The organism is Streptomyces sp. CLCI03 (assembly GCF_053615355.1).
The window spans coordinates 3,779,505-3,803,170 of record NZ_CM132132.1 but is presented as its reverse complement, the minus strand read 5'-3'; the positions used below and the strand labels follow the sequence as shown (position 1 = coordinate 3,803,170).

Genomic DNA, 23,666 nt, shown 5'->3' with positions numbered 1-23,666 from the left:
GTATCCATGGTCTGGAGAATCCCCGGTTTGGCTGACCGGGGTTCGTCGGCTATATGTGTCGGCCCCATCTGCGAGCACGAGAGGTTCGCGCGGGTACGTCCTCTCCGCTTTCGCCCGGGTAACGGTGCACAAGTTGGCCGGTCGAGCTGCCCCTTGGGAGGGCCCATCTGGCACAGCGTGGGGCGCCGAGTGCGGCGCCTTGAAGGTCAGCGTCGTGGGCGGTTCGGCGGGGTCGCGGGCGCGGTGGGCGGCTGCGTGCCGTGTCCCGGCTGGCCGGTCCACGATGCCGTTGTGCGTCGGCGGGCGGCTTCGGCGCGGGGGTTGGGGCTGGGGTTGCGGCTGGTGTGCTGGAGGCGGGTGATCAGGACGCGGGCCGGTTGGCGGGCTGTGCCTAGTTCGCGCTGGGCTGCGGCCTCCTTTAGGAGCTGGTGTGGCTGGTGGCCACCGGCTTCGGCGTCGGACAGGAGGGCGGCGAGGGCGGGCCAGCTGGGGTCGGTGAGGATCCGGTCGGCCTGGTCGGGGACAGCGGCGCGTACGTCGTGGGCGAGGGCGCGCCGGGTTTCCTCCCTCGGCTGACGCTGTTCGAGTACGACGAGCGTGGGTGTGAGGGCTTGACCAGCGGCTGCCTGTAGGTGGTGGAGGGCTTGGCGGGCGGCGTCGGCCTGGTGGGCGTGACCCTTGGCCTCATGCCAGCGGCCGGCGATGATCCCGGCCCACAGGAGGGCTGCGATGAGGGCGGCGAGGGCGCTGCCGTCGGGGCCGGTGGCGGTGTGGACGATGTCGCGGGCCGCGTTGCGGATGGCGTGGGCGGCGCGGTCTTCTGCCCGGATCTGGGAGCGCTGGGCGCGTGCGAATGCCTGCGATGCGGACTGGAGTTCGGCGCGGAGGTGGGTGGGGGCTTTCTGTGCGGCGGCTTCGAGGAGTTCGCCGAGGGCGGTGATGTGTGCCTGGGCGTGGGTGTCGTCGGTGAGGTCTGTGCGGAAGGTGTCGAGGGCTTCGGTGGCCTGGTGCCAGGCGGTGGCGGGCTGGTTGCGGCGGGCGGTGGGGTGTTCCTCGGGCTGGCCGGCTTCGAGGCGGTCGCGGAGTTTGGGGAGGGTGAGGTCGGGGGCGATCTTCCCGCCGGGGTGGAAGATCTGTTCGCCGTCCTTGTTGAGGTCGCCGGGGCGGCCCGCGGAGTAGCCGAGGAGGTCTCCGGAGGGGCCGCGCCGGGCCTTGACCGCGATGCCGTCGGCTTCGAGGTAGGCGAGGAGCTCCTCGGCCGTGCGGGCGTGGGGGATGGCGGCGCGGATGCGGTCCTGGAGCCATTCGCGGCTCGTCTGCTCCCAGCCGAGACGCTGGGCCTTGTGCATCTCGGCCTGGGTGGGGGCGCGGGTGCCGGTGCGGTCGCCCTTCTTCAGGCGGCGCAGGCCGTAGTCCTTCTCGATCTGCCGGCATGCGTCGCCGACGCGTATGCCGCTGTCGTGGAGCTTGGGTCGGCGGCCATCCTCGCGGACGGTGGTGGCGAGGATGTGGATGTGGTCGTCGGCGTGGCGTACGGCGATCCAGCGGCAGGCCAGGTCGTCGCCTTCGGGGGCGATGCCGGACGCGGCGACGATGCGCTGGGCGATCTCGCCCCACTCGGCGTCGGAGAGGTGGCGGTCTTCGGGGGCTGCGCGGACGGGGCAGTGCCAGACGTGGTCGGTGATCTTCTTGCCGAACTCGCTGTTGCGGAGCCGGACGGGTTCGTCGAGGTAGCGGGCGAGCTGGGTGAGGGTGGCGTTCTCGTCGCGGCCGGGGTCGGGCATGGCGAAGCCGGCCACGATGTGGGGGTCGGTGTGCTCGTCATGTCGGCCGGGGCCGTAGAGGTAGGCGAGCAGTCCGCGGGTGTTGGCGCCGGAGGGCTTGATGGCTGCGATCACGGCTGTCGGACCTCCTGCGGGTTGGCGGGTTCGCGCAGGGTCTCGGCGATCAGGGTGAGCAGGTCGTGGAGTTCGTCGAGGCGCTGGCGTATGTCGGGCGGGGTGAGGTCGCTGTTGAGGGCGCGGGCGATCTGGTTGATGTTGACGCCGATGCGGTTGCACTGGCGCAAGACCTGGGCGCGGAAGACGTGCGTGCGGCGCCGGTCCTCGGACAGGGGCAGGTTGGCGGTGAACCGCCCATTGATGAAGGCCAGGACGATGTCGGCGGCGAAGCCGGATTCGCCCTTGTAGCCGTGCTCGGCGGCGGCCTCCTGGAGGCGGGGGCGTTCGTCGTCGGTGAAGCGCAGCGGGCCGACGCGGTCGCCGCGCTTGTTGCCTGTGAAGCGGCGGATCGTGGGCTGGACGCTCTTGACCGTCGGCTCGCCGGCGGCGGGCTCGGCGTTGCGTTCGGCGTGGAGGATCTCGCGCTGGACGGCGTGGAGCGTGTCCTGGTCGGGGCCGCCCTCGGACCCGACCTCACGGTCCGGCGCCCCCTGGCGCCGGGCCGTCTCCGCCACCCCCGGGGCGGAGATCCCCGAAGACCGGCCTTGAGTCGGACTCGGGGTACTACTGGCTCCCCGGTCGGTGGCTGGGGTGGGGGCTGATTGCTGCTGTGCGTGGTGGGTGGCTATGGCGGGCTGATCGTGGATGGAAGGGCTCCTTGTGTGGAGGTGGATTAGGTGAGGTGGGCGAGCAGTTTGGTGGCGGCCTTGCCTCGCGGCGTTCGGGAGGAGGGAAGGCGGGCCGGGCCACTGCTCGCGCGGTCGGGCAAGTAGAACGACTACGGACCAGCTGGAGCCGCTGATCCGTAGTCCCCGTTCCGGTGTTTCGTGGCTGACCGGAGATCCGGTCAGTCGCTGGGAGTGCTGGTACCGCTGTCCTGTTCCGTGAGCAGCAGTGCCCTGAGCTCGGTGAGCCGGTGCTCGGCGATGGGGAGCTCGGCAGCGTGCACGGCGTCCCGCAAGACGGCTCGGGTGGGCTTTCCGTGCACTGCTATAGCCTGGCGGCCGATGACGAGCAGTTCGTCCATTTCGGCGCCGGGAGGGCGACCGTAGCGTTGCGTCGTAGGACCGACCTTCTCAGTGGGCGGCTCCACGCCGTCGGGGGCAGGGCTCGTTTCGTGCAGGGGCAGGTGGGGCTGCACGGATGTAGGCGGCGAGCCTTCGGGGTGAGCGTCGGGATCGGGGTGTTCCCTGGCTTCCTCTTCTTCCGTGCTGTTGTCGATGCCCGATCGGCTGGGTGAACTCCTCGGCTCGCAGGAGGGTGCGACGTTCCGGTCAGGGCTGGACTCGGTCCAGGGCGAAGGCAGCTCGATGGTCGCCAGCGCTACTGCGTGGCGCCGGGCCGCGAGCTGCTGGAGCAGGTCGCGGAGCTGGCGATCGTCGATGCCTACCGCGGCTTGGGCGACGGCCCGTGACAACCGCCGTGCGATGCGCCGGCTGCGCCACCCGCTGCGCTGCTTGGGGGTGCGCTCGGCGAGGCGTGCGGCCAGGGCGACGGCCTTTCGGGTGGCGCGGTCGCGGGTGATCTGTGCCGCGTCGCGATCGCGTTCGGCGATGCCCAGGCGGGAGAGCAGGCGTTCACGTATCTCGCGGCCGGTCCGGGCGAGGATGCTGTGGGAGGAGGCTTCCGGCTTGTGGAGGCGTAGCTCGATGCCCATGGCCTGGTGCCAGAGCAGTGCGGCGAGGACCGGGCCCACGAAGGCTCGCACGGTGCCGCCGACCAGGCCGGACTCGGCGTACGCGGGGATCACCTGCACGGTGGTGATCACCCAGGTCAGGGTGCCCGGCAAGCCGGGTGCCTGCTTGGGGCCGTGGAGGTTCTGCCGTGCCAGCAGCGCCGTGGCGAACAGGGCGAACTCCGCGGCGGCGAACATGGCGGCGCGTTCGGCCGTGCCGCTCATGTCCAGGTAGTCGGCGGCGAACCGCCAGCTGGTGTCGGCGCTGTACGCGGTGCAGCCGACCGCGGCCAGCGCGGCGATGGTGACGGCGGGCGACGCAGGCTTGCGGATGCCGCCGTTTCGACGTGTGCGCTGCTGCGCCAGCCGCTTGATCAGCAGCGCGGAGCAGGTCAGTGCGAGGGCGATGAGAGTGAGGGACGTGGCGTTCCAGTGCCCGAGTGCGGGCAGGGCGAGTGGTGTCATGCAGGGGTCTCCGGAGACCCGCCCGCGCCATGCAGGGGCGCGGGCGGGCGGTGTGGTGATGGCGATGAGGCGGGGAGGCTGCGCCGGAGGCGGGCGAGGCCGTCGCGACGAGACCAGGAGCACGGTGGGTGGCCGACCCAGAGGCCGGACCGGCACGAGTGGGGGCGGCTCAGCGTCTGGTGGAGCGAGCGGGACCCGAAGGGGGAGTGCCGATGCCGCCCGCCACGCCGGTGGTCGGGCGTGGCGGGGCCGACTGCCGGGTGGGAGGCGTGGCGGTGACGGCTTCGCGGCCCGCACGACCGGACCGGTAGGGCGCGAGCTGGGCGCGTACCGCTGGAGGGATTACGGATCCGACGGAGCGCAGGCGGGCCTCGACGTCGGGGTGCGGGCCGGCGGTGAGTTCGTGGAGGGTGGACGGTGCTGTCTCGCCGACCGCGACGGCGCGCCGGTTTCCGCGCAGCTCAGATAGGTAGGCGGTCACGTCGTCCGGGTCGGCGACCGGGAGGGGATCGGTGTGCCGTGCCAGGCGGTCGCGGCGGTAGGCGTCCCACTGGCGGGCGATGTCCACCGGCAGGATCCGAAATCCGGAGGTGCGGGTGTGTGCCGTTACCGCTTCGCGGACGTCCCAGCCTTGGGCGGTGAAGGGAACGTCGGCCAGGATCTCGTGCCACTGGGCGATCTCGTCACGGGCAGTGCCGCTATCCGTGTGGGCGGTGCGGGTGTCGAGGCGTCCGACGTAGGCGAGCAGGAGGGCGATCTCTCGGAGGTCCAGGGTAGTTATTCCGTTCCGGTAGGGGTGTCGTGGGCTTCGAGCTCGGTGAGGGCGTCGAGCAGGGCGCTGGTGTGCTGTTCGGCGCGGGTCCTTCCGGTCGCAGGACCGGACGAGGCGCCGCCTGGCAGGGAGCGCAGGTGCGGGCGGCCAGGAGCGGGAGTGTGTTCGCGGGTGATCCACTCACGCCAGTCGGCGGACCAGGCAGCGGCGTTGCGCGGTCCCCAGGCCGCCCGGTAGTTGCGCCACTTCTCGTCAGCCGCTCGCAGGGCTTGCTCGCCGAGCCGGTCGAGGTGGCCTTGTTGCCGCAGCCACGTCTCGGTGGCGTCGTCGATGTGCCACTGGGCGGCGGGGATGAGCGGGGAGCTGCTGCTCTTACTACCGTTCATCTTTAGTTCTCTACTGTTCTGGGGGTCGGATTCCGGCCCCCGGCCGGGCTGGAATCCGGTCCCCCCAGGGGTTGGATTCTGGTCCCCGGGGCCGGTTTCCGGCCCCTCTGCAAGTGGCTTCGACGGGTTGGATCCCGGCCCGGTGGGGGCCGGATCCCGGTCCCTCGCTGTGGCCTGCTCGGCGAGGAACCGAGCCGCGTCGGGGAGGTGGTAGTACCTCTCGCCGCGAGGGCCCTTGCGATCCTCGATCCACGCCAGCTCGCCGCTGGCGATCAGCTTGTCGAGGGCGTCCCGCACGGCGCTGCGGGACGCGTTGGCCCGCTTCATGAGGGCGGAGACCGAGGCGTACGCGATGCAGCGGCCATCGACGCATCGGTCGGCGATCAGCACGAGGATCATGCGGGCGGTGCCCTTGCTGCGGCTGTGGTCCCACACCCATGCGCGGGCGTCGTGACTCATCGGGTGGCGGCTCCTTGGTAAGGGCGGGCAGGGGGCAGCCCGTTTCTGGTGGGGGAGGGGGAGGGCGGGGTGTGACGGTTGCGGCCTGCCGGCGTGCGGTGCTGGCAGCTTCGCTGCCCGGCCTTGGAGAGCCGGGGCTTGCCGTGTCCCCCGGGGTCAGCGTTCGGGGCGCATGGACAAGACAGCCACATTGGTTCGCGCAAGTCCAGCATTCCACCGAGAAAGCAAACAGCTCACGGCGAACATGTCCCTGTGGGTGTGTAAAAACGGTAAACCCGAATCCCCGGTTGACCAAATAGCTCGAAGAATTGGCGGGACGAATAGGGCAAGTCGCAACGCTTCGGCAATGACCGTGCTGCTCCCCGCCGCTACCTCCAGGTGCTCTATCTGCGCAGGTTGGAAGGGTGCGAACTGCGGCCGGTCCTCCGGTCGACGGACCTGACGGGCCATTATTTGGTCAACCGGGGATCCGCTGCTATGTTTCGCAATTTTTCGGCGGCAGGGTAGGGAACCTGACAACAAAGCGGCGGAATGTAGCAGCAGATCCCCGGTTACCCAAACCGGGGATCCCAAGTTACAAAATATGCATGCCCCCAACACCTCTGGAAATCGGTCCGGCCGGGAATCGAGTCGCCCGTGCCATCGAGCGAGCCCGCACCGCGCGTGGTGTCGCCCAGCGTCAGCTGGCAGCCCGTGCCACCGCGCTGGGCCACCCCATGACCGTCACGACGATTTCCCGCATCGAACGCCGACGCCGCCGCTGCGACGTCGATGACCTCGTCGCGATCGCCGCCGCCCTCGGCGTCTCCCCGCTCGTGCTGCTCCAGCCCGCCGTGTAGCCGCACGAGCCCGGCCTGCGGCGTGCCAGTGTCGCCGCCGACCACTCCGCACAGGCCATCTGCCCACCCCAGAACCGTGGTCGAACCCTCGACCTACTCCGCCGTACCTGATGAGGATCCTTCTTGCGTCAATCGCCCATGGCTGCAGCCTGTTCCGACTCTTCCGCCCTCCCCCGTCTGTTCCGCCCCGAGGAGATAGCCGATGCCCTCGGCTGTTCCGCCTGGTGGGTCAAGGACCGGGCCAGCCGGGGACGCATCCCGTGCACCCGGGTCGGACGTTCGTACCGCTTCACCGCTGAACACCTTGCGGAGATCATCCGCCTGTACGAAGTGCGGCCGGCGATCGCACCCGAACCAGTCGCACCCTCCGTCCGTACGGTGCCGTCGCGCACGGCTGCCCCATCCGCCCGCCTCCGTGCCCGTCGACCCCGCCGCGCACGCCAGGACGACTTCGACGCCACCGCGTAGCTGACAACGAACCAAGAGGGGAGGGAACAGTGGGCTTCGCGGAGAAGCGCAGCAACTACTGGCGCGGCCGTTACAAGACGGCGCCCGGAAAGCACAACACGGTCGTCGACTCGACCGGAGTGATCATCAAGTTCGCCACCAAGCGAGAGGCCAAGCGGGCTGCCGACGAGGCCGAGATTGGCTTCCGCCGTGGCGACATACGCGACCCGTCACTGGGCCAGGAGACGTTCGGCGAATACGCGAGCCGCTGGTACGAGGCCCAGGACCTGGCCGCGTCCACGATGCAGAACTACCGGCGCCACATCGAGGAGCACCTGCTCCCCGACTTCGAGGACAAGGCCCTCGCCGGCATCCTCCGCACCGACGTCGCGCTGTGGGAGAAGAAAGAACGCGCCTCCTACGCCGCCTCCAGCGTCAAGACCTGGCGGGCCACGCTCCACCTCATCCTCGCCGACGCCGTGGACGAGGGACTCATCGACGCGAACCCCGCCGCCAAGCGCCGAGGGAGGGGCAAGCGGGCTGGCCGCTCCGCCGACCGCGGCCCGGAGAAGGTCGTCACGGACGCGCTCGGCGCCCTCCTGATCGCCGAGCGGGCCGCCCTGCTCTCCGGCCGGGACGACGAGTTCGTCGCGGTGATCCTCAAGGCGTACACCGGCATGCGCTGGGGCGAAATCGTCGGCCTGGAGACCGAGTTCGCCCGTAGGGGCTCGGTCCGTGTCGAGTGGCAGCTGTACGAGCTCGACTCGGGGGTGATGGTCCGCTGCCCGCCCAAGGACGACAGCTACCGCACCATCGACGCCCCCGACTGGCTCTCGGCCCTCGTGGCCGACCACGTCGCCCGTACCAAGCCCAAGCCGTGCCCGTGCCATGGCAGGACGTACGTATTCCAAGGCCAGGGCACCGCCCGCATCGGAGGCCACCAGGGCGCGAAGCTGGTCGACGTAGCCCGTCGCGCCGGCGTCTCCACGGGCACGGTGTCCAACGTCCTGAACCACCCCGACCGCGTGCGCGAGGCCACCCGTACCCGCGTCGAACTCGCCATCGCCGAGCTGGGCTTCGTACGCGGCGGTGCGCCCTCGGAACACGCCGCCCACTGGCGCCGCAACGGCTTCGCCACCTGGCTCTTCCACCCGGCGACGACGGGCTGGTACCCGAAGAAGGCGCCGCAGGAGCCCCGTCCCGTTCCGCTCCTTGGTGACCCGTTCCCGGGCATACCGGTCCGGGGTCGCAACGCCCAGGGTCGCGCCGACGCCTGCTGGACGGCCATCGCCAGGGGCCTCACACCGCACGGCCTACGCCATTCCCACCGCACGCTCATGGAGGACCTCGGCACGGAGAAGGTCCTCATGGACGAGCGCATGGGCCACATCGACGGCTCGGTCTCCGCGCGCTACGCCCACGTGACCTCGGGCATGCGCCAGCGCCTGCTCACGGGCCTCACCCAGCAGTGGGAGACAGCGCTCGATACCCGCCTGTCGATGACCCCGAGGTCCCCGGTGCGTGCACTCGACACGCTTCTGCGAGCTCGATCGGCCGTACGGTAGCCGGACGGGGCGCGTGCTGCGCCCGGCAGCACGTCAGTTGCGAAGGAGACGCCGGAGGTCGTCCAGCGGCAGGCGTGCTTCCCGAGAGGCGGCGCCCGCCTCGAAGTGGATGCCCTCGGTGCCGAGGACATCTGCGGGAGTCTCTGCGCGCGCCGGGTTGGGCCACTGGAAGCCGGAGCTGACGGCCCCCGACGTCGTGAGCACCCGCCAGGCGTTGGGGCACTTGCCGCAGGTCGCCAGGTGAGTGCCGACCGGGACGGCATGGCTGTTGATCACAGTCGCCACGTCTCCGTAGGTCGTCCATCGCCCGGACGGGATGGCTTCCAGAAGGGCGTGCAGGCTCGACCAGTCCTTGCGGGTACCGCTGAGCTGCTTGGCCAGGTCCGCGAGGTGGCTGCCTGCCAGCGCTGCCCACTCGTCGGGGTCGACGGTGTTTGGAACGGGGTTGGCATCGACGTCCCACCAGGTGGTTCCCTGTATCCCGTCGGCCTTGCGACCGGTCACGGTGGTGAAGATGTGGTTGGCCAGCCCGGTCGGCGTGTAGGGCTTGCCGTCGGCTTCCCAGGTCAGTGGCTCGGTGGTGTTGTTGCTCCATGTGACGCTCGCGCGTCTGCCGTCCTCACCCACCCAGGCCCGGATGTCCTCGCGGATGGATTCCGGCGCGCCATGCCTCGGTACCAGCCGCAGCCGAGCTCCGTCCGGCAGCAGACCGGCGTCGACGAGGACATGCACCGCGTTGCGGGCGCGTGAGCGTTCCTCCAGCTTCTGGGCTGCGGCCTTGGCCTCTATCCGAGCCGGAGCGAGCGTGAACTCCTCGACCTCCGGGGTCGGATAGACCTTGGTGAATCCGGCGACGAGCTGTCCCTTGACCTTCCAGAGGCCGACCTCGATGAGGTCGATGTCGAGGTTCATCTCCGACAGCCACACGACGGTGTGGGTGACCTGCTTGGGGAAGCCGGCCGCGATGATCACCTGTCGGGGGCGCTGGAGCAGTTCCGGACTCCAGTCTCCGTCCACGTGGTTCAAGAGGCGCTGTCGGCACTCGTCGAGTTCGACGCTCTCGCCCCTGCCCTTCAGGAAGTCGCGGTGCGCCTGGGCCAGGGTGTCGAGGTCGAAGCGGGACACCAGGGCGGCGTAGGTGATCGCCTGGAGGTGTACGTCCCGGTCGGCCGTTCCTCGCTTCAGCTCGACCACCACGAGGCGACCCGTGGCATCCAGGCCCAGGACGTCCAGTCGGTCCCGCGCCGGCACCCCGTCCGTGTCGGCCCACCGGTCGAACTCGGCGGTGATGACCAGCACCGACTCTCCGAGGACCTGAGGATGCGCGATCACCCACTCCTGGAGGTGCTGTCGTTCGAGGAGCCCCTCCGCTGCGAGGGCGGTCGGTGCGACGGGCGCGGCCGAGGCCCCTTCGACGGTGAAGAGATGATCCACGCTGTCCCCCTGCCCCAGTCCGTCAGCCAGGCGCTCCCACGCCGACCGTCCCGAGCCTACGTGCGGGTGGTGACACGGGGCACTTGCTTTGCGGTAGATCACGGACGGCCTCGGAGGCGATTCCGACGTCGGTTCCCCGGCGAGATCTCGTTGATGGGCACCCGGCGGTGCCGTCGGCCTGGCTCAATGGAGGCATGGAGATCGGGGAGCGCTGGGCCTATCGGTCCAAGCCGAAGGAGTTGGGCGGCGCTCTGCGCCAGTTGGAGATCGTCCGGGTGGGCGCCTCCGGTAGGTCAGGCATCCACGTGCGGTTTCTGGACGGCGATGAGGCCGGACTGCAGGAGTGGGTCAGCGCCGGCTGTCTGGTCGCGCTCTGGGCTGATGTCGACGCCTTCCGTGCGGACGACACAGCGGAGCTCGCCCTGACCGAGGCGTCGCGGGAGGTGCGGGGGAGCGCCGAGTTCGAGGCGGCGCGGATGATCCTGGGCTTCGTCCGCCCCAAGGGGCGGCTGCGTCTACGCAAGGCGGTAGCGGACGCGGGTGTGCTGGAGCTCGGCCACATCGACGAGACGGCGCCGCTGGTCGGCATGGACCCCGCCGAGCTTCGCGGTGACACCATGATCCATGAGGACCGCAACGGCCTTTGTCTGGTCGGCTGGCCAGTCGCCGAGCGGATCGCACGGCAGGTGGCCAAGCAGCTGGCCGAGGAGGTCCTGCCGGAGGTGGACCGCCGTCAGCAGGCCGTGGATGAGGAGCGCGCCCGGCCCTCCTGGCAGTCGTACCACCGCCGGGACGACCGCAAGCTGGACGCGGAGGCGGCCGCCCTGCGCACGGTCCGGGAGTGGTGCGGGGAGGAGAAGGCCGAGCGCTACGACGAGCTCGTCGCCCTACGCGCCGAGGTGCTGCGACTCGGCGAACTGGTCGAGCAGGCGGTGAAGGCGCTCCGTGACCGTGGACACGGCGTCATCGCCTCCACCATTGAGCGCGGCCTTGGGGTCCATATCTCCAGCCTTGGTCCCGACGTACGTCGTTGAAGCCGTCGCGCCACCGCTCAGGTTCCGGCTTGGGCGGTGTGGGCTCCACCGGTGGCTTCACCTTCTCCGGGCGGTGCGGGTGCCAGCCGTCGAGGAACGGCCGCAGCTCGTCCCCCGTGGGCTCGGCGTGGAAGTTCCGGACGCCGAGCCCCTTCCCGTTCAGGGTGGGGTCCAGGCGGTCGGCCTCCGCCCTCCCCCACGCCGACCACTCCCGGAGCCGCTCGGCCTCGACGGGGTCCTCCGTCTGGGCGGCGGCCTCATCCAGCGCCGTGCAGAAGGTCCGGATATCTCCTGCGGCTCGCCACTGTTCCATCGCGGTGCCGAAGTGTTCGGCCCGAGCCGCGTCCACCGCCTTGATTGAAGCCGCGCCGACCGCGGCCTCCCACTCCCGTTGGGCGCGCTCTTGCCTCTCGGCTTCCAGTCGGCGGTTCTCGGCTTGCTGCCGTTCCCGCTCGTCCCGGAGCCGACGCTGTTCGGCCTCCTGCTCCAGCCGGGCCCGTTCCTGCTCATCGGCCCGGGTTCTCAGCGCCCGGAGTACCGAACCGATCTGGTCCTCAAGCGGCTTCTTCTCGGTGTCGGCCCACTCCTTCTTCCAGCCGTACTGGTAGCCCTGTTGCTGGGCGAGGGCCATCTCCAGCTCGCCGGATGGCTCGAACCGTTGCGCCGGGACGACCCGCTGCCAGTCGTACGTGCGCCGGCCCGCCGGCTTCGGCACGTACCGGACCTGCTTCTGCCGTTCCTTGAAGGTGATCTCGTACATACGGCCATGGATCGTGAGCAGTGGCCTCGCCTGCCTGCGCTTCTTGGACACCGCGATCTCCCCGTGCAGGGGGAGGGCCTGCTCGGCGATGAGGCGGAGCAGGGACAACACGCGAGGAAGGACTCCCTCGGAGATCTCGAAGGCGCTGTGGTCCGCGGTCACGGCAGCGAGGACGTCGTCCACGTCGGTGATCACACGACTGCGAGCCAGGCGGATCCGGTTCCACTCCGTGTCGTCCTCGCCGGTCACCCGGAGCAGCCCCAGGAAGAAGTCCCCCTTGGTCCGCCCGCTGTACTTCAGGTGGTACCCGGCCGGCGCACACTGGCGAGCCGCGTCGAATGCCCTGCGGTAGCGGGCCCGCGTGGCCTCGTCCGGGTTGGGGACTCGGAGGAAGCGGCCGGCCTGTTGTACCTCGGTGATCAGGGCCCGCCCGATGTCGGCCGGAGAGGGCCGTGGAGTCCTAGCGACGCGTTGTGCCGGGGGCTTCTGCTCGGCAGCGGCCTTCTGCTCGGTGGCGGGGTCGGATTCCAGCTTCTTGGGTCTGGGCGTCGTCGCCGGGCGGGTCTTCCGTTGTGCCGGGTCAGGCCGGTCGGGGTGATGGCCGTGCTGGAGGTAGAAGCGCCCGACCTCGGTGATCTCTGCCTGCCATCTCCCGCCCTCCTTGGGCATGGCGATGTGGCCCCGTTCCTTCAGGGCTCGGGCTGTGAGGGCGAGTTCGGGGGTCTCCGACGTGACAGGTTCGATGCCCTCCCCGATCCGGGTCAGGAGGGCGAGCTGGCGATCGTTGAGGGGTGACCAACGGTGCATGTGATCGTCGTACCGTCGGGGCTCGGGCCGGCACAAGCCATGCGGTGAGCTTTCCAAGCGGGCGGGCGCGCGGCCCGGCTCCCCGTGGGAGCCGGATTCCGAGGTCGGCTCCCAGATGGCTCCCAAGACAGGCCCGTAAACGCAGGAAGGGCCTGACCCGCGATGCGGATCAAGCCCTTGACCTGGTCTTACGAAGTCGGGGTGGCGGGATTTGAACCCACGACCTCTTCGTCCCGAACGAAGCGCGCTGCCAAGCTGCGCTACACCCCGATCGCCGCCTTGCAGCGCTTGCTGCCCTGGCGACATCGATTACTTTAGCGGACCTCTCGCCGGAGACGAAATCCGGTTTTCGCGGAGCGGTCGCGGGGCCAGCGGAGGCGTCGGGCGGAAGCGGTCCGCCGCGACCAGGGCGAGGCCGAGGGCGTAGAAGGCGACGCCCAGGACCAGGGCGTTCAGGGCCACGTGGGCGTAGCCGTAGCGGGCCGCGTCGATGAAGGGGTAGGTGTACCGGCGCGCGCTGTCGGGGGCGAGCAGGGCGCCGCGCAGCAGCGCGAAGGTCACGTACGTCAGCGGGTAGGCCAACCACTGGGCGGCGTGGCGCGGGCGCAGGGTGCGCGGGGCCGTCAGGAGCAGGAAGTCCAGGAGTGCGCCGATCGTGGTGACCGTGTGGAGGAGCTGGTTGGCGACGGCCCTGGCGCCGGTCAGCCGGTCGAGCTCCGCGGACACGTCGAACGGGCTGGAGGGGTTGGCGAGGACCAGGTGGAAGACGAGTCCGGTGATCAGGATGAAGAGGAGGACCCCGCCCCGGTGGAGCGGGGCCACATCGGGCCGGCGCCGCCAGGCGCGGGCCGCCGACCACCCGAACACGACCGCGACCAGGATGTTCGTCCAGATCGTGAAGTAGCTCAGGACGACGGGCATGCTCCCGTACACGCAGTCGATGACCACGCCCACCACGGCCGCGGCGCAGACCAGGGCGCGGAACACCGCCGGGACGAGGCGCGACGGGGCGGTCATCCCCGCAGCGTATTACCCCTTCGGGGTCAGGGTCAGGAGCGTCGCCTCCGGCGGGCAGGCGAAGCGGACCGGGGTGAACCGGTTGGTGCCGCAGCCCGCCGAGACGTGCAGGTACGCGCGATGGCCCTCGGCCTCGTGCGTGGAGAGCCCCTTCACCCGCTCCGTGTCCAGGTCGCAGTTGGTGACGAGCGCCCCGTAGAAGGGGATGCACAGCTGCCCGCCGTGGGTGTGACCCGCGAGGATCAGCGGGTACCGGTCGGCGGTGAAGGATTCCAGGACGCGCAGGTACGGGGCGTGCACCACCGCCATGGAGAAGTCCGCGTCCGCCTCCGGGCCGCCGGCGACCTGCGCGTAGCGGTCCCGCTTGATGTGCGGGTCGTCGAGCCCGGTGAAGGCCAGGTCCAGCCCGTCCAGCTTCAGGCGTCCCCGGGTGTTGGTGAGGTTCAGCCAGCCGGCCGCGTCGAAGGCGTCCCGCATCTCCTCCCACGGGTTGTGGACGGCGCCGACGACCGGCTTGTTGCCGTTCAGCCCGTGCCGGCCCTGGGCCTTCTCGAGGAGGTAGCGCCCGGGGTTGCGCAGCCGCGGTCCGTAGTAGTCGTTCGACCCGAAGACGTACACGCCGGGGAAGGACATCAGGGGGCCGAGGGCGTCGAGCAGCTCGGGGATGCCCTCGGTGTCGGAGAGGTTGTCGCCGGTGTTCACGACGAAGTCGGGGCGCAGGCCGGCCAGGGACTGCAGCCAGGCACGTTTCTTGCGCTGTCCGCCGACCATGTGGATGTCGGAGACCTGGAGCACGCGCAACGGGCGCATCCCCTGGGGAAGGACAGGCACCGTGACCCGGCGCAGGCGGAAGGACCGTGCCTCGAAACCGGCGGCATAGGCCACACCCGCGGCCCCCACCGCAGCGATTCCGGCAGCCGCCTTCAGGGGTACTCCGTAACGCGCACGCATGGACCCATCGTCTCAGACCCGGAAAACAGGTGAGCGCCACCGCCCCGGCACCTGGCAGACTCACATCCATGACCACGCTCAAGGCCAAGCTCCAGGAAGACCTCACGACCGCCATCAGGGCGCGCGACGAACTGCACTCGTCCACGCTGCGCCTGACCCTCTCCGCCATCACCAAGGAGGAGGTCGCGGGCAAGGAGGCACGTGTGCTCTCCGACGAGGAGGTCCTCAAGGTGATCGCCAAGGAGGCGAAGAAGCGCCGCGAGGCCGCGGATGCCTTCGCCCAGGGAGGCCGTCCCGAGCAGGCCGCGCGCGAGACCGCGGAGGGCGAGTTCCTCGACACGTACCTGCCCAAGCAGCTCAGCGACGACGAGCTCGTGGCGATCGTGGCGCAGGCCGTCGAGGAGGCCAAGGCCGCGGGTGCCGAGGGGCCGCGCGCGATGGGTGCCGTCATGAAGCTCGTGAACCCGAAGGTCGCCGGGCTGGCGGAGGGCGGGCGCGTCGCCGCCGTCGTCAAGCAGCAGCTCTCGTAGGACCGCGCAGGGGAAGAACTGAAAGAAAGGGGAGGGCCCCGGCCGTGTCGGCCGGGGCCCTCCCCTTTCGCGTGTCGTGCCGTGCGTCGACGGCTACCCGTCGCGGCCGCCGATCATTCCCTCGGTGAGTCCGGGGAACGGGGGCTGCGGCTCGACGCCGCCACCCGCGCCGCCGGTGGCTCCACCCGTGGCGCCGCCGTTGGCGCCTCCGTTGGCCCCACCGTTCTGGCCGCCGGGCCGTCCACCGGGCTTGCCGTCGCCGCCGGGCTTGCCGGGTCGGCTCGGGTTCGTCGTGGGCGGCTTGTTCCCGCGCGGGCCGCCGGAGGGGACGGTCGGCTCCGGGATGCCGACCGTGACGAAGTTGCCCGACTCCCGGCCGGAGAGCGCGCCGCTGACCGCGTCCTTCCAGATCGGGCCGGGCAGACCGCCGCCGAAGACCTTGTCGAAGGGCTTGCCGCCGATGACGATGTTCTCCATCGTGATCTTCTTCGCGCCGCCGGAGCCGACCCACACCGCGCCGGAGAGGTTCGGCGTGTAGCCGACGAACCAGGCGTTGTAGCGCTCGTCCGTGGTACCGGTCTTGCCGGCGCTGTCGCGGTCGCTCAGGCCGGCTCGCTCACCGGTACCGGAGTCGACCACTCCACGCAGCAGGGTGTTGATGGTGTCGGCCGTCTCGGTGGCCATCGCCCGCTCGCACTTGGACTTCGGCACCGCGAGCGCCTTGCCGTGCGCGTCCGTGATCGACTCGATGGCGACCGGGGTGCAGTGGACGCCGCGGTTGGCGAAGGTCGCGTACGCATTGGCCATCGTCAGCGGGGAGAGTTCGGCGGAGCCGAGCGCGATCGACGGGGACTCGGGGATCTTGGAGCCGTCGGCCGGGACCACGCCGAGCTTCTGCGTCATCTCCGTCACCGGGCAGAGGCCGATCTCACCGATCATCTCGACGAAGTACGTGTTGATGGACTTCTCCATCGCCGTCCGCAGCGCGTACGGACCGACCTCGTCCTCGGTCTCGTTCTTCGCCGTCTGGATCTTGCCGTTGACCGGCAGGTTCAGCCACTGGCTGCCGTCACAGCGCGGGATCGGCGTCGGGTACTCCATCTTGTTCGGCGCCTGGTACACCTTGGTCGCCGGCATGCCCCGCTCTATGGCGGCCGCGGCGATGAACGGCTTGAAGGTCGAGCCGACCTGGAAGCCGAAGTTCGAGCCGCCCATCCGCTTGTCCACGGAGTAGTTGATCTGGGTCTCGTTCTTCCCGAAGCCGTACGGCTTGGACTGACCCATCGCCAGCACCCGTCCGGTGCCCGGCTGGACCATGGTCACAGCCGTCGCGATCGAGTCCTCCTGGTAGACGTGATCCTTGATCGACTCGTTGGCCGCGTCCTGCGACTGCGGGTCCAGGGTGGTGCGTACCGTCAGGCCGCCCTGGTTCCAGACCTTCGCCCGGTCCTCGCGGGTCTTGCCGAAGGCCGGGTCGGTCAGGAAGGAGTTGCGCACGTAGTCGCAGAAGAAGCCCGCGCCCTTGACGGCGGTGATGCAGCCGTTCTTGGGCTTGGTGACCTTGAGGGTGACCGGCTTCGCCTTCGCCGCGTCCACCTCCGCCTGGGAGACGTCCTTGGTGTCGGCCATCCGCTGCAGGACGATGTTGCGGCGCTTGGTCGCTTCCTGCGCGTCGTTCACGGGGTCGTACCGGCTCGGCGACTGCACGACGCCGGCGAGCAGCGCGGACTCCTCCAGGGTGAGGTCCTTGGCCGGCTTGCTGAAGTAGCGCTGGGCGGCGGATTCGATTCCGTACGCCTGCTGGCCGAAGTAGGTGATGTTGAGGTAGTTCTCGAGGATCTTCTTCTTCCCGAGCTCCTCCTCGACCTGGATCGAGTACTTCAGCTCGCGGATCTTGCGCCCGAGGCTCTTCTCCTGGGCCTCGCGCACCTTGGTCTCGTCGTCGCCGGCCTCTTCGACGAACACGTTCTTCACGTACTGCTGGGTGAGGGTGGAGGCACCCTGCGCGGCTCCGCCTTCCTGCGCGTTGCGGTTGACCGCGCGCAGGATGCCCTTGAGGTCGACCGCGCCGTGCTCGTAGAAACGCGAGTCCTCGATGGCGACGATGGCCTTCTGCATGTACGGGGAGATCGCCGTGAGCGGGACCACCTGACGGTCACGCGAATAGACGGTGGCGATCGTGCCACCCTCGGCGTCCAGAATCGTGGTCCGCTGGCTCAGCGGCGGAGTCTTGAGATTGGCCGGGATCTCATCGAATCCCTCGACCGTCCCCTTGGCCGCCAGGCCCAGGGCGCCTGCGGCCGGAATCGCCATGCCGGCCAGTACCACCCCGGAGAGGACGGACACTCCGAGGAACTTGACGGCCTGCTGGCTCCCCGTGAGCCCGCCGCCCGAGCGCTTCTTTCCCATAGGGGGCAGCCTACGTTCTCATTCGCCGGACACGCGCGAATGCCTTGGCCTAAGCTGTTCCCAACTGTCACAGCAGTGTGGTGCGACATCAACCCCTCGGCTTGATTTTCACCCTTCCCGAATGGGGTGGACACATGTCCGAATCTGGCCCCTCTGCTGAAGTCGAACAGGTGATTACACCCGAATTGCCGCAATGGTCGGGCATGTCGCCGGATCACTCCGTCGGGTGATCTGCCGCTTACCCATAGTCCGTTCGGACCATTCAAGATTGGGCCCGTCGGGGGTGTTGCACTGTGCTCGCCTTCCGTAACGTCCTCAACTGGCAGCGGTGAATATGCCGCTACCGCCGTGGGGGAGCCTCGATTCGGGAGAGGACGGCGCCGGGATGGGCTGGGTTACCGACTGGAGTGCGCAGGCAGCCTGCCGCACTACCGATCCGGATGAACTATTCGTTCAAGGAGCGGCACAGAACAGGGCCAAGGCGGTGTGCACCGGATGTCCGGTGCGGACCGAGTGCCTGGCCGACGCGCTCGACAACCGTGTCGAGTTCGGCGTGTGGGGTGGAATGACCGAGCGGGAACGACGTGCGCTGCTGCGCCGGCGTCCCACCGTCACTTCGTGGCGACGGTTGCTCGAAACCGCACGTACGGAGTACGAGCGCAGCACGGGCATCCTCACCATGGATGCAGACGCGGAGATCGACGTGTCGTACGAGACATACGCGGCAGCCGGGTAGATCACACGGCCGCCACGACGTACGAACGCCTACGCTCCGGCCGGTACCCCGGCCGCGAGTCGTTCTCCGATGGCCCGTAGCCCGGCGAGGTCGTGCACATCGCCGGGCAGGGCGGCCACTTCCGCCACCGCCACTTCGGGGTGCAGCGAGGTGAAGCGATCGCGTGTGCGCTGTTCACGCGCGATCACCTGCATGCGCTCGGCGTGCAGGCGTAGCAGTCCTGCCGTGATCCGGTCGACGACCGCGGTATCGCCTTCGGTGCCGGGGGAGCCTGTCTCGGGAGGGTTCGCGGTCCGGGCTGTTTCGGTGGGCTCGGCGGGCTCGGTCGGTTCCGCGCCCGAGTCACGAAGTCCAGCTTTCCCGGGCTCCTGATCGACAATGCCGCCTTCTTCAAGATTCTCTGCCGCGGCCAACGCCCGCTCGGCGGACAGCTGGTCGGCGCCGCTGCCGTGCACCCGGTTCAGTACCAGACCGGCCAGCGGCATGTGTTCCGCGGCCAGCCGCTCCACGAAGTACGCGGCCTCGCGCAGGGCGTCCGGCTCGGGCGCGGCGACCACGAGGAAGGCCGTGCCGGGAGCCTGAAGCAGCCGGAAGGTGGCGTCCGCGCGCGTGCGGAAGCCACCGAACATCGTGTCCATCGCGGCCACGAAGGTCTGGACGTCCTTCAGCAGCGAGGCCCCCATCAACTTGCTGAGGGTGCCGGTCATCATCGACATACCGACATTCAGGAACTTCATCCCGGCCCGGCCGCCCACCTTCGCCGGAGCCATCAGCACCCGGATGAACTTCCCGTCCAGGAAGGACCCGAGCCGCTTCGGCGCGTCGAGGAAGTCCAGCGCGGACCGGCTCGGCGGAGTGTCGACGATGATCAGGTCCCAGTCGTCCCGGGCCCGCAGCTGCCCCAGCTTCTCCATCGCCATGTACTCCTGCGTGCCCGCGAAGCCGGCCGACAGGGACTGGTAGAAGGGGTTGGCGAGGATGGCCCGGGCCCGCTCGCCGTCCGCGTGCGCCTCGACGATCTCGTCGAACGTCCGCTTCATGTCCAGCATCATGGCGTGCAGTTCGCCGTCGCCCGCCCCTACGGTCGCCACCTTGCGCGGGGTGTTGTCCAGCGAGTCGATCCCCATCGACTGCGCGAGCCGCCGCGCCGGGTCGATGGTGAGCACGACGGCCTTGCGCCCGCGCCCGGCCGCCCGTACGCCGAGCGCGGCGGCCGTGGTGGTCTTGCCGACCCCGCCCGCCCCGCAGCACACGATGATCCGGGTCTCCGGGTCGTCCAACAGCCGGTCGACCGCCAGCCGCGGCGGAGTGTCCATGCCCACGGTGTCCACCCCCTCGCTCATTCGGCCACCGACTGCTTCCGCAATTCCTTGGCCAGCGCGTAGAGCCCGGCCAGGTCCATCCCCGCGCCGAGCAGCGGCAGTTCGTACGTCGGCAGGTCCAGCCCCGCCAGTACGGAGCGCTGCGCCCGCTCCAGCTCCACCCGGCTCGCGTGCTCGGCGGCCTGCGTGAGCAGCGGGTCCACCAGCCGCTCGGCCAGCCCGCCGCGGCGTGCCCCGCCGAGTCCCGCCCGGGACAGCGACTTCGCCACCTCGGCGCGGTGGTCACCGGCCGCGGTGCGCAGGGTGTCCTCGTCCAGATGGTGCGGCCGGACCATGTTCACGATGACCCGCCCGACCGGCAGGCCGGCCCCGCGCAGTTCCTCGATGCCGTCCGCGGTCTCCTGGACGGGCATCTCCTCCAGGAGGGTGACCAGGTGCACGGCCGTCTCGGGGGACTTGAGGACCTTCATGACGGCCTGGGCCTGGTTGTGGATCGGCCCGAACCGGGCCAGGCCCGCCACCTCGTCGTTGACGTTCAGGAACCGGGTGATCCGCCCGGTCGGCGGCGCGTCCATGATCACGTGGTCGTAGACGTACCGACCGGCCTTGTCCTTGCGCCGCACCGCCTCGCACGCCTTGCCGGTCAGCAGCACGTCGCGCAGTCCGGGGGCGATGGTCGTCGCGAAGTCGATGGCGCCGAGCTTCTTGAGCGCGCGGCCGGCCGAGCCGAGCTTGTAGAACATCTGGAGGTAGTCCAGCAGGGCCCGTTCGGCGTCGATGGCGAGCGCGTAGACCTCACCGCCCCCGCCGGGCGCCACGGCGATCTTCCGCTCCTCGTAGGGGAGTGCCTCGGCGCCGAAGAGCTGCGCGAGCCCCTGCCTGCCCTCGACCTCCACCACAAGAGTCCGGCCGCCCTCGCGTGCGAGGGCAAGCGCGAGTGCTGCGGCGACCGTGGTCTTGCCGGTGCCGCCCTTGCCGCTGACCACCTGGAGCCTGCTCACAGCGTCCGAGCCTAATTCCTCGGGTTCGACTCCGGTGGTGCCGGGTGGTTCTGCCGGAGTGTTCGGGGGTGAGCTCCGTTACGTCCGGCCCGGATCCGTGACGTCCGGGACCGGTCGGGCGCCGTGTCGGGGCCGTTCGGCGCCTGCCCGGGTGAGGTGTCCGGCCGTCGGTTCCGGGGGCGGCATGCGGCCCGCACGACAGGCACTACCCTCGCTCCCATGACCAAGAAGTTCGAATATGCGACGGTCCCGCTGCTGGTTCACGCCACCAAGCAGATCCTGGACACCTGGGGCGAGGACGGCTGGGAGCTCGTCCAGGTCGTGCCCGGCCCGAACAACCCCGAGCAGCTCGTGGCCTACCTCAAGCGGGAGAAGGCATGAGCGCTGTAGAGGCGAAGCTGGCCGAGCTCGGCCTGACGCTCCCGGGCGTCGTCCCGCCGCTGGCCGCGTACCAGCCCGCCGTGCGGTCGGGCTCGTACGTCTTCACCGCGGGCCAGCTCCCGATGGTCAAGGGCAGCATGCCGATCACCGGCAAGGTCGGCGCCGAGGTCTCGGCGGAGCAGGCCAAGGAGCTGGCGGCGATCTGCGCGCTGAACGCCCTGGCCGCCGTCAAGTCGGTCGTCGGTGACCTCGACAAGATCGCGCGTGTCGTGAAGGTCGTCGGCTTCGTCGCCTCCGCCCCCGACTTCACGGCCCAGCCCGGCGTGCTGAACGGCGCGAGCGAGCTGCTCGGCGAGGTCCTCGGCGAGAAGGGCGTCCACGCCCGCAGCGCCGTCGGCGTGGCGGTCCTGCCGCTGGACGCCCCGGTCGAGGTCGAGATCCAGGTGGAGCTGGTCGCCGGAGCCTGAGCCCTTCGGGGAGGGGTTCGCGAGGACGGGCCGGGTCGCGCACCGCGCGGTTCCCGGCCCGTCCCGCGTGCCGCCCCGGGGCCGGATCGCCCGTGCCGGCCACCCGCGCCGGCGACCGTGTCGGCCGACCGTGACGGCCACCCACGACGGGTGACCCTCGAACATCGGGCCGGATGGCCGTAGCATCCGGCCATGCCGAATGGTCAGCATGGTCAGCAGCAGCCCCCCGCCGGAGGCCAGTGGTACCCGCCGGAGTGGCCCGACCGCATCCGCGCGCTCGCGGACGGCTCGCTCGTCCCGGTGGAGCCGCGGCGCGCCGCCACCGTGATGCTCCTGCGCGACACCCCCGACGGTCCCGCCGTGCACATGCTGCGCAGGCGGGCCTCCATGGCCTTCGCCGGGGGCGCGTACGCCTATCCGGGTGGCGGGGTCGATCCGCGCGACGAGGAGCACCAGGTCGGCTGGGCGGGTCCCTCCCGGGAGGAGTGGGCGGCCCGGCTCGGAACCGATCCCCTCATCGCCCAGGCCATCGTCTGCGGCGCCGTACGGGAGACCTTCGAGGAGGCGGGCGTCCTGCTCGCCGGTCGGACCCCGGACGAGATCGTCGGTGACACCACCGGGGACGACTGGGAGGCCGACCGGCAGGCCCTCGTGGCGCGGGAGCTGTCCTTCGCGGAGTTCCTCGACCGCCGCGGCCTGCGGCTGCGCTCGGACCTGCTCGGGGCGTGGGCGCGCTGGATCACCCCGGAGTTCGAGCCGCGCCGCTACGACACCTGGTTCTTCGTCGCCGCCCTCCCCGAGGGCCAGCGCACCCGCAACGCCTCCACCGAGGCCGACCGGACCGTGTGGATCCGCCCCGCCGACGCGGCCGCCGGGTACGACAAGGGCGAGCTGCTGATGATGCCGCCCACCATCTCCACGTTGCGGTCGCTGGAGCCGTACGGGAGCGCCGCGGGCGCGCTCGCGGCCGCGGTCGCGCAGGACCTCGCCCCGGTGCTGGCCCAGGCCACGCTGGAGGACGGCGAGCTGGTGCTCAGCTGGCCGGGGCACGACGAGTTCACCAAGCGCGTCCGCCCCGAGCGTCCCGCAGACCCCGCAGGCCCCGGAGGCTCCGTATGACCGACGCCGCCGCACTGCCCGGACAGCCCCGCGGAGTCGTCACCTCCGGCCCGGCGACCGCCCGGGCGGTGAACGTCCTGGCTCCCAACGCCTCGGCGATGACCCTCGACGGCACCAACACCTGGCTGGTGTCCGAGCCGGGCTCCGACCTGGCCGTCGTGATCGATCCCGGCCCGCTGGACGACATACACCTGCGGGCGGTCATCGCCACCGCCGAGCAGGCCGGCAAGCGGATCGCCCTCACCCTGCTCACCCACGGCCACCCCGACCACGCCGAGGGCGCGGGTCGCTTCGCCGAGCTCACCCGTACGAAGGTCCGCGCCCTGGACCCGGCCCTGCGCCTCGGTGACGAGGGCCTGGCCGCCGGGGACGTGATCCGGACCGGCGGGCTGGAGCTGCGGGTGGTGCCGACCCCCGGCCACACCAGCGACTCGCTCTGCTTCCACCTGCCCGCCGACCGGGCCGTACTGACCGGCGACACGATCCTGGGCCGCGGCACCACCGTCGTCGCCCACCCCGACGGCCGCCTCGGGGACTATCTGGACTCCCTGCGCCGCCTGCGCTCGCTCACGGTGGACGACGGGGTGCACACCGTCCTGCCGGGCCACGGGCCGGTCCTGGAGGACGCGCAGGGCGCCGTCGAGTACTACCTGGCCCACCGGGCCCACCGGCTCGCCCAGGTCGAGACCGCCGTCGAGAACGGCTGCCTGACCCCGGAGGCCGTCGTCGCCCAGGTCTACGCGGACGTGGACCGGTCCCTGTGGCCGGCCGCGGAATGGTCCGTCCGGGCGCAGCTGGAGTACCTTCAAGATCACGGACTGATCCCGGGAGGGCCTGAATGAACACCGTGTTCCTGTTGGTGGTGTTGGTCGCGACGGCCGGATGGATCACCTCGACGGTGACCCTGCGGGTGCAGAGCCTCCAGAACAAGGCGGACCGCATGGAACGCCGCCTGGCCCTGGTGCTGGACCACTTCGGCATCGAGGAGCCGGAGCCGGCCGGGATGGACGAGGTACGCGCCCACCTCAGGGCCGACCGGCACATCTCGGCGATCAAGGAGTACCGCCGGATCACCGGCGCGGGCCTGGCGGAGGCCAAGCTGGCCGTCGACCGCCTCGCCGAGGCCGAGAAGGCCTGAGCCGGCCCCGGG

22 protein-coding genes, 1 tRNA gene and 1 pseudogene are annotated in these 23,666 nt (G+C 70.4%); 11 read left to right on the top strand and 13 right to left on the bottom strand.

All coding sequences use genetic code 11. From position 1 onward, the window contains the following. Nucleotides 1-206 precede the first annotated feature (206 nt). From ACWG52_RS17435 to ACWG52_RS17415, 5 genes and pseudogenes are all read right to left on the bottom strand, one after another. Nucleotides 207-1,898 carry a relaxase/mobilization nuclease domain-containing protein gene (locus tag ACWG52_RS17435; RefSeq protein ID WP_453128962.1) on the bottom strand — a complete coding sequence of 564 codons (1,692 nt, stop codon included), beginning with the start codon at nt 1,896-1,898 and terminating at the stop codon, nt 207-209. Next, nucleotides 1,895-2,455: a MobC family plasmid mobilization relaxosome protein gene (locus tag ACWG52_RS17430; protein WP_453128961.1), complete on the bottom strand. Its 561-nt coding sequence runs from the start codon at nt 2,453-2,455 to the stop codon at nt 1,895-1,897. The genes ACWG52_RS17435 and ACWG52_RS17430 overlap by 4 nt, the downstream gene beginning before the upstream one ends. Nucleotides 2,456-2,787: 332 nt before the next feature. Continuing rightward, nucleotides 2,788-4,080, bottom strand: a complete 1,293-nt coding sequence (locus ACWG52_RS17425) for a hypothetical protein (protein WP_453128960.1) — start codon at nt 4,078-4,080, stop codon at nt 2,788-2,790. Nucleotides 4,081-4,351: 271 nt separating this feature from the next. Next, nucleotides 4,352-4,852: pseudogene (locus ACWG52_RS17420) on the bottom strand (zinc finger domain-containing protein); the annotation flags it as partial. Nucleotides 4,853-4,857: 5 nt separating this feature from the next. Continuing rightward, nucleotides 4,858-5,697, bottom strand: coding sequence for a winged helix-turn-helix domain-containing protein (locus tag ACWG52_RS17415; RefSeq protein ID WP_453128959.1), 840 nt, complete (start codon nt 5,695-5,697; stop codon nt 4,858-4,860). 587 nt (nt 5,698-6,284) lie between these two features. Here ACWG52_RS17415 and ACWG52_RS17410 point away from each other — a divergent pair. From ACWG52_RS17410 to ACWG52_RS17400, 3 genes are all read left to right on the top strand, one after another. Continuing rightward, nucleotides 6,285-6,536: a helix-turn-helix domain-containing protein gene (locus ACWG52_RS17410; RefSeq protein WP_030845685.1), complete on the top strand. Its 252-nt coding sequence runs from the start codon at nt 6,285-6,287 to the stop codon at nt 6,534-6,536. A gap of 138 nt (nt 6,537-6,674) precedes the next feature. Then, nucleotides 6,675-7,004 carry a helix-turn-helix domain-containing protein gene (locus tag ACWG52_RS17405; protein ID WP_453128958.1) on the top strand — a complete coding sequence of 110 codons (330 nt, stop codon included), beginning with the start codon at nt 6,675-6,677 and terminating at the stop codon, nt 7,002-7,004. 29 nt (nt 7,005-7,033) lie between these two features. Continuing rightward, nucleotides 7,034-8,548: a LacI family DNA-binding transcriptional regulator gene (locus ACWG52_RS17400; RefSeq protein ID WP_453128957.1), complete on the top strand. Its 1,515-nt coding sequence runs from the start codon at nt 7,034-7,036 to the stop codon at nt 8,546-8,548. Nucleotides 8,549-8,581: 33 nt separating this feature from the next. Here ACWG52_RS17400 and ACWG52_RS17395 read toward each other — a convergent pair whose 3' ends face one another. After that, nucleotides 8,582-9,982, bottom strand: coding sequence for a DNA-binding protein (locus tag ACWG52_RS17395; RefSeq protein ID WP_453128956.1), 1,401 nt, complete (start codon nt 9,980-9,982; stop codon nt 8,582-8,584). 194 nt (nt 9,983-10,176) lie between these two features. Between ACWG52_RS17395 and ACWG52_RS17390 the strand changes: the two genes are divergently transcribed. Continuing rightward, nucleotides 10,177-11,016: a PE-PGRS family protein gene (locus ACWG52_RS17390; protein ID WP_453128955.1), complete on the top strand. Its 840-nt coding sequence runs from the start codon at nt 10,177-10,179 to the stop codon at nt 11,014-11,016. On the opposite strand, the gene ACWG52_RS17385 is transcribed toward ACWG52_RS17390, so the two are convergent. From ACWG52_RS17385 to ACWG52_RS17370, 4 genes are all read right to left on the bottom strand, one after another. Next, entirely contained in the window at nt 10,946-12,583 is a 1,638-nt protein-coding gene (locus tag ACWG52_RS17385; protein ID WP_453128954.1) for a PE-PGRS family protein, read from the bottom strand. The genes ACWG52_RS17390 and ACWG52_RS17385 overlap by 71 nt on opposite strands. 196 nt (nt 12,584-12,779) lie before the next feature. Further along, a tRNA-Pro gene (locus ACWG52_RS17380) sits at nt 12,780-12,853 on the bottom strand. Between the two features lie 39 nt (nt 12,854-12,892). Further along, entirely contained in the window at nt 12,893-13,600 is a 708-nt protein-coding gene (locus ACWG52_RS17375; protein ID WP_453128953.1) for a Pr6Pr family membrane protein, read from the bottom strand. A gap of 12 nt (nt 13,601-13,612) precedes the next feature. Further along, nucleotides 13,613-14,551, bottom strand: coding sequence for a metallophosphoesterase (locus ACWG52_RS17370; RefSeq protein WP_033219380.1), 939 nt, complete (start codon nt 14,549-14,551; stop codon nt 13,613-13,615). A 68-nt stretch (nt 14,552-14,619) separates the two neighbouring features. Here ACWG52_RS17370 and ACWG52_RS17365 point away from each other — a divergent pair, with 68 nt between their 5' ends. Then, on the top strand, nt 14,620-15,081 hold the full coding sequence (locus ACWG52_RS17365) for a GatB/YqeY domain-containing protein (RefSeq protein WP_030726692.1): 462 nt from the start codon (nt 14,620-14,622) through the stop codon (nt 15,079-15,081). 93 nt (nt 15,082-15,174) lie between these two features. Here the strand turns inward: ACWG52_RS17365 and ACWG52_RS17360 are convergent, their stop codons facing one another. Continuing rightward, on the bottom strand, nt 15,175-17,490 hold the full coding sequence (locus ACWG52_RS17360) for a transglycosylase domain-containing protein (RefSeq protein WP_389803680.1): 2,316 nt from the start codon (nt 17,488-17,490) through the stop codon (nt 15,175-15,177). A 385-nt stretch (nt 17,491-17,875) separates the two neighbouring features. On the opposite strand from ACWG52_RS17360, the gene ACWG52_RS17355 reads away from it, so the two are divergent. After that, entirely contained in the window at nt 17,876-18,226 is a 351-nt protein-coding gene (locus ACWG52_RS17355; RefSeq protein WP_030009547.1) for a WhiB family transcriptional regulator, read from the top strand. Between the two features lie 29 nt (nt 18,227-18,255). Here the strand turns inward: ACWG52_RS17355 and ACWG52_RS17350 are convergent, their stop codons facing one another. Together ACWG52_RS17350 and ACWG52_RS17345 are read right to left on the bottom strand one after the other, a co-directional pair. Beyond that, nucleotides 18,256-19,569, bottom strand: coding sequence for an ArsA family ATPase (locus ACWG52_RS17350; protein ID WP_453128952.1), 1,314 nt, complete (start codon nt 19,567-19,569; stop codon nt 18,256-18,258). Further along, nucleotides 19,566-20,549 (bottom strand): ArsA family ATPase, encoded by a 984-nt coding sequence (locus ACWG52_RS17345; RefSeq protein WP_375931087.1) that lies wholly within the window; start codon nt 20,547-20,549, stop codon nt 19,566-19,568. The genes ACWG52_RS17350 and ACWG52_RS17345 overlap by 4 nt, the downstream gene beginning before the upstream one ends. Nucleotides 20,550-20,768: 219 nt before the next feature. Between ACWG52_RS17345 and ACWG52_RS17340 the strand changes: the two genes are divergently transcribed. The 5 genes from ACWG52_RS17340 to ACWG52_RS17320 all read left to right on the top strand — a co-directional run bounded on the left by ACWG52_RS17340 (nt 20,769) and on the right by ACWG52_RS17320 (nt 23,654). Then, entirely contained in the window at nt 20,769-20,930 is a 162-nt protein-coding gene (locus tag ACWG52_RS17340; protein WP_007264966.1) for a DUF4177 domain-containing protein, read from the top strand. Beyond that, entirely contained in the window at nt 20,927-21,397 is a 471-nt protein-coding gene (locus tag ACWG52_RS17335; RefSeq protein WP_030755866.1) for a RidA family protein, read from the top strand. The genes ACWG52_RS17340 and ACWG52_RS17335 overlap by 4 nt, the downstream gene beginning before the upstream one ends. A gap of 192 nt (nt 21,398-21,589) precedes the next feature. After that, nucleotides 21,590-22,516, top strand: a complete 927-nt coding sequence (locus ACWG52_RS17330) for an NUDIX hydrolase (RefSeq protein ID WP_453128951.1) — start codon at nt 21,590-21,592, stop codon at nt 22,514-22,516. After that, nucleotides 22,513-23,358, top strand: a complete 846-nt coding sequence (locus tag ACWG52_RS17325; RefSeq protein WP_030726710.1) for an MBL fold metallo-hydrolase — start codon at nt 22,513-22,515, stop codon at nt 23,356-23,358. The genes ACWG52_RS17330 and ACWG52_RS17325 overlap by 4 nt, the downstream gene beginning before the upstream one ends. Then, nucleotides 23,355-23,654, top strand: a complete 300-nt coding sequence (locus tag ACWG52_RS17320) for a hypothetical protein (protein WP_030726713.1) — start codon at nt 23,355-23,357, stop codon at nt 23,652-23,654. Before ACWG52_RS17325 ends, ACWG52_RS17320 begins: the two co-directional genes overlap by 4 nt. Nucleotides 23,655-23,666: the final 12 nt, after the last annotated feature.

Coding starts and splice junctions, on each gene's coding strand:
- ACWG52_RS17425 (WP_453128960.1), bottom strand. CDS start 4,080: ATGACACCACTCGCCCTGCCCGCACTCGGGCACTGGAACGCCACGTCC.
- ACWG52_RS17415 (WP_453128959.1), bottom strand. CDS start 5,697: ATGAGTCACGACGCCCGCGCATGGGTGTGGGACCACAGCCGCAGCAAG.
- ACWG52_RS17410 (WP_030845685.1), top strand. CDS start 6,285: ATGCCCCCAACACCTCTGGAAATCGGTCCGGCCGGGAATCGAGTCGCC.
- ACWG52_RS17405 (WP_453128958.1), top strand. CDS start 6,675: ATGGCTGCAGCCTGTTCCGACTCTTCCGCCCTCCCCCGTCTGTTCCGC.
- ACWG52_RS17390 (WP_453128955.1), top strand. CDS start 10,177: ATGGAGATCGGGGAGCGCTGGGCCTATCGGTCCAAGCCGAAGGAGTTG.
- ACWG52_RS17385 (WP_453128954.1), bottom strand. CDS start 12,583: ATGCACCGTTGGTCACCCCTCAACGATCGCCAGCTCGCCCTCCTGACC.
- ACWG52_RS17375 (WP_453128953.1), bottom strand. CDS start 13,600: ATGACCGCCCCGTCGCGCCTCGTCCCGGCGGTGTTCCGCGCCCTGGTC.
- ACWG52_RS17370 (WP_033219380.1), bottom strand. CDS start 14,551: ATGCGTGCGCGTTACGGAGTACCCCTGAAGGCGGCTGCCGGAATCGCT.
- ACWG52_RS17365 (WP_030726692.1), top strand. CDS start 14,620: ATGACCACGCTCAAGGCCAAGCTCCAGGAAGACCTCACGACCGCCATC.
- ACWG52_RS17360 (WP_389803680.1), bottom strand. CDS start 17,490: ATGGGAAAGAAGCGCTCGGGCGGCGGGCTCACGGGGAGCCAGCAGGCC.
- ACWG52_RS17355 (WP_030009547.1), top strand. CDS start 17,876: ATGGGCTGGGTTACCGACTGGAGTGCGCAGGCAGCCTGCCGCACTACC.
- ACWG52_RS17350 (WP_453128952.1), bottom strand. CDS start 19,569: ATGAGCGAGGGGGTGGACACCGTGGGCATGGACACTCCGCCGCGGCTG.
- ACWG52_RS17340 (WP_007264966.1), top strand. CDS start 20,769: ATGACCAAGAAGTTCGAATATGCGACGGTCCCGCTGCTGGTTCACGCC.
- ACWG52_RS17335 (WP_030755866.1), top strand. CDS start 20,927: ATGAGCGCTGTAGAGGCGAAGCTGGCCGAGCTCGGCCTGACGCTCCCG.
- ACWG52_RS17330 (WP_453128951.1), top strand. CDS start 21,590: ATGCCGAATGGTCAGCATGGTCAGCAGCAGCCCCCCGCCGGAGGCCAG.
- ACWG52_RS17325 (WP_030726710.1), top strand. CDS start 22,513: ATGACCGACGCCGCCGCACTGCCCGGACAGCCCCGCGGAGTCGTCACC.
- ACWG52_RS17320 (WP_030726713.1), top strand. CDS start 23,355: ATGAACACCGTGTTCCTGTTGGTGGTGTTGGTCGCGACGGCCGGATGG.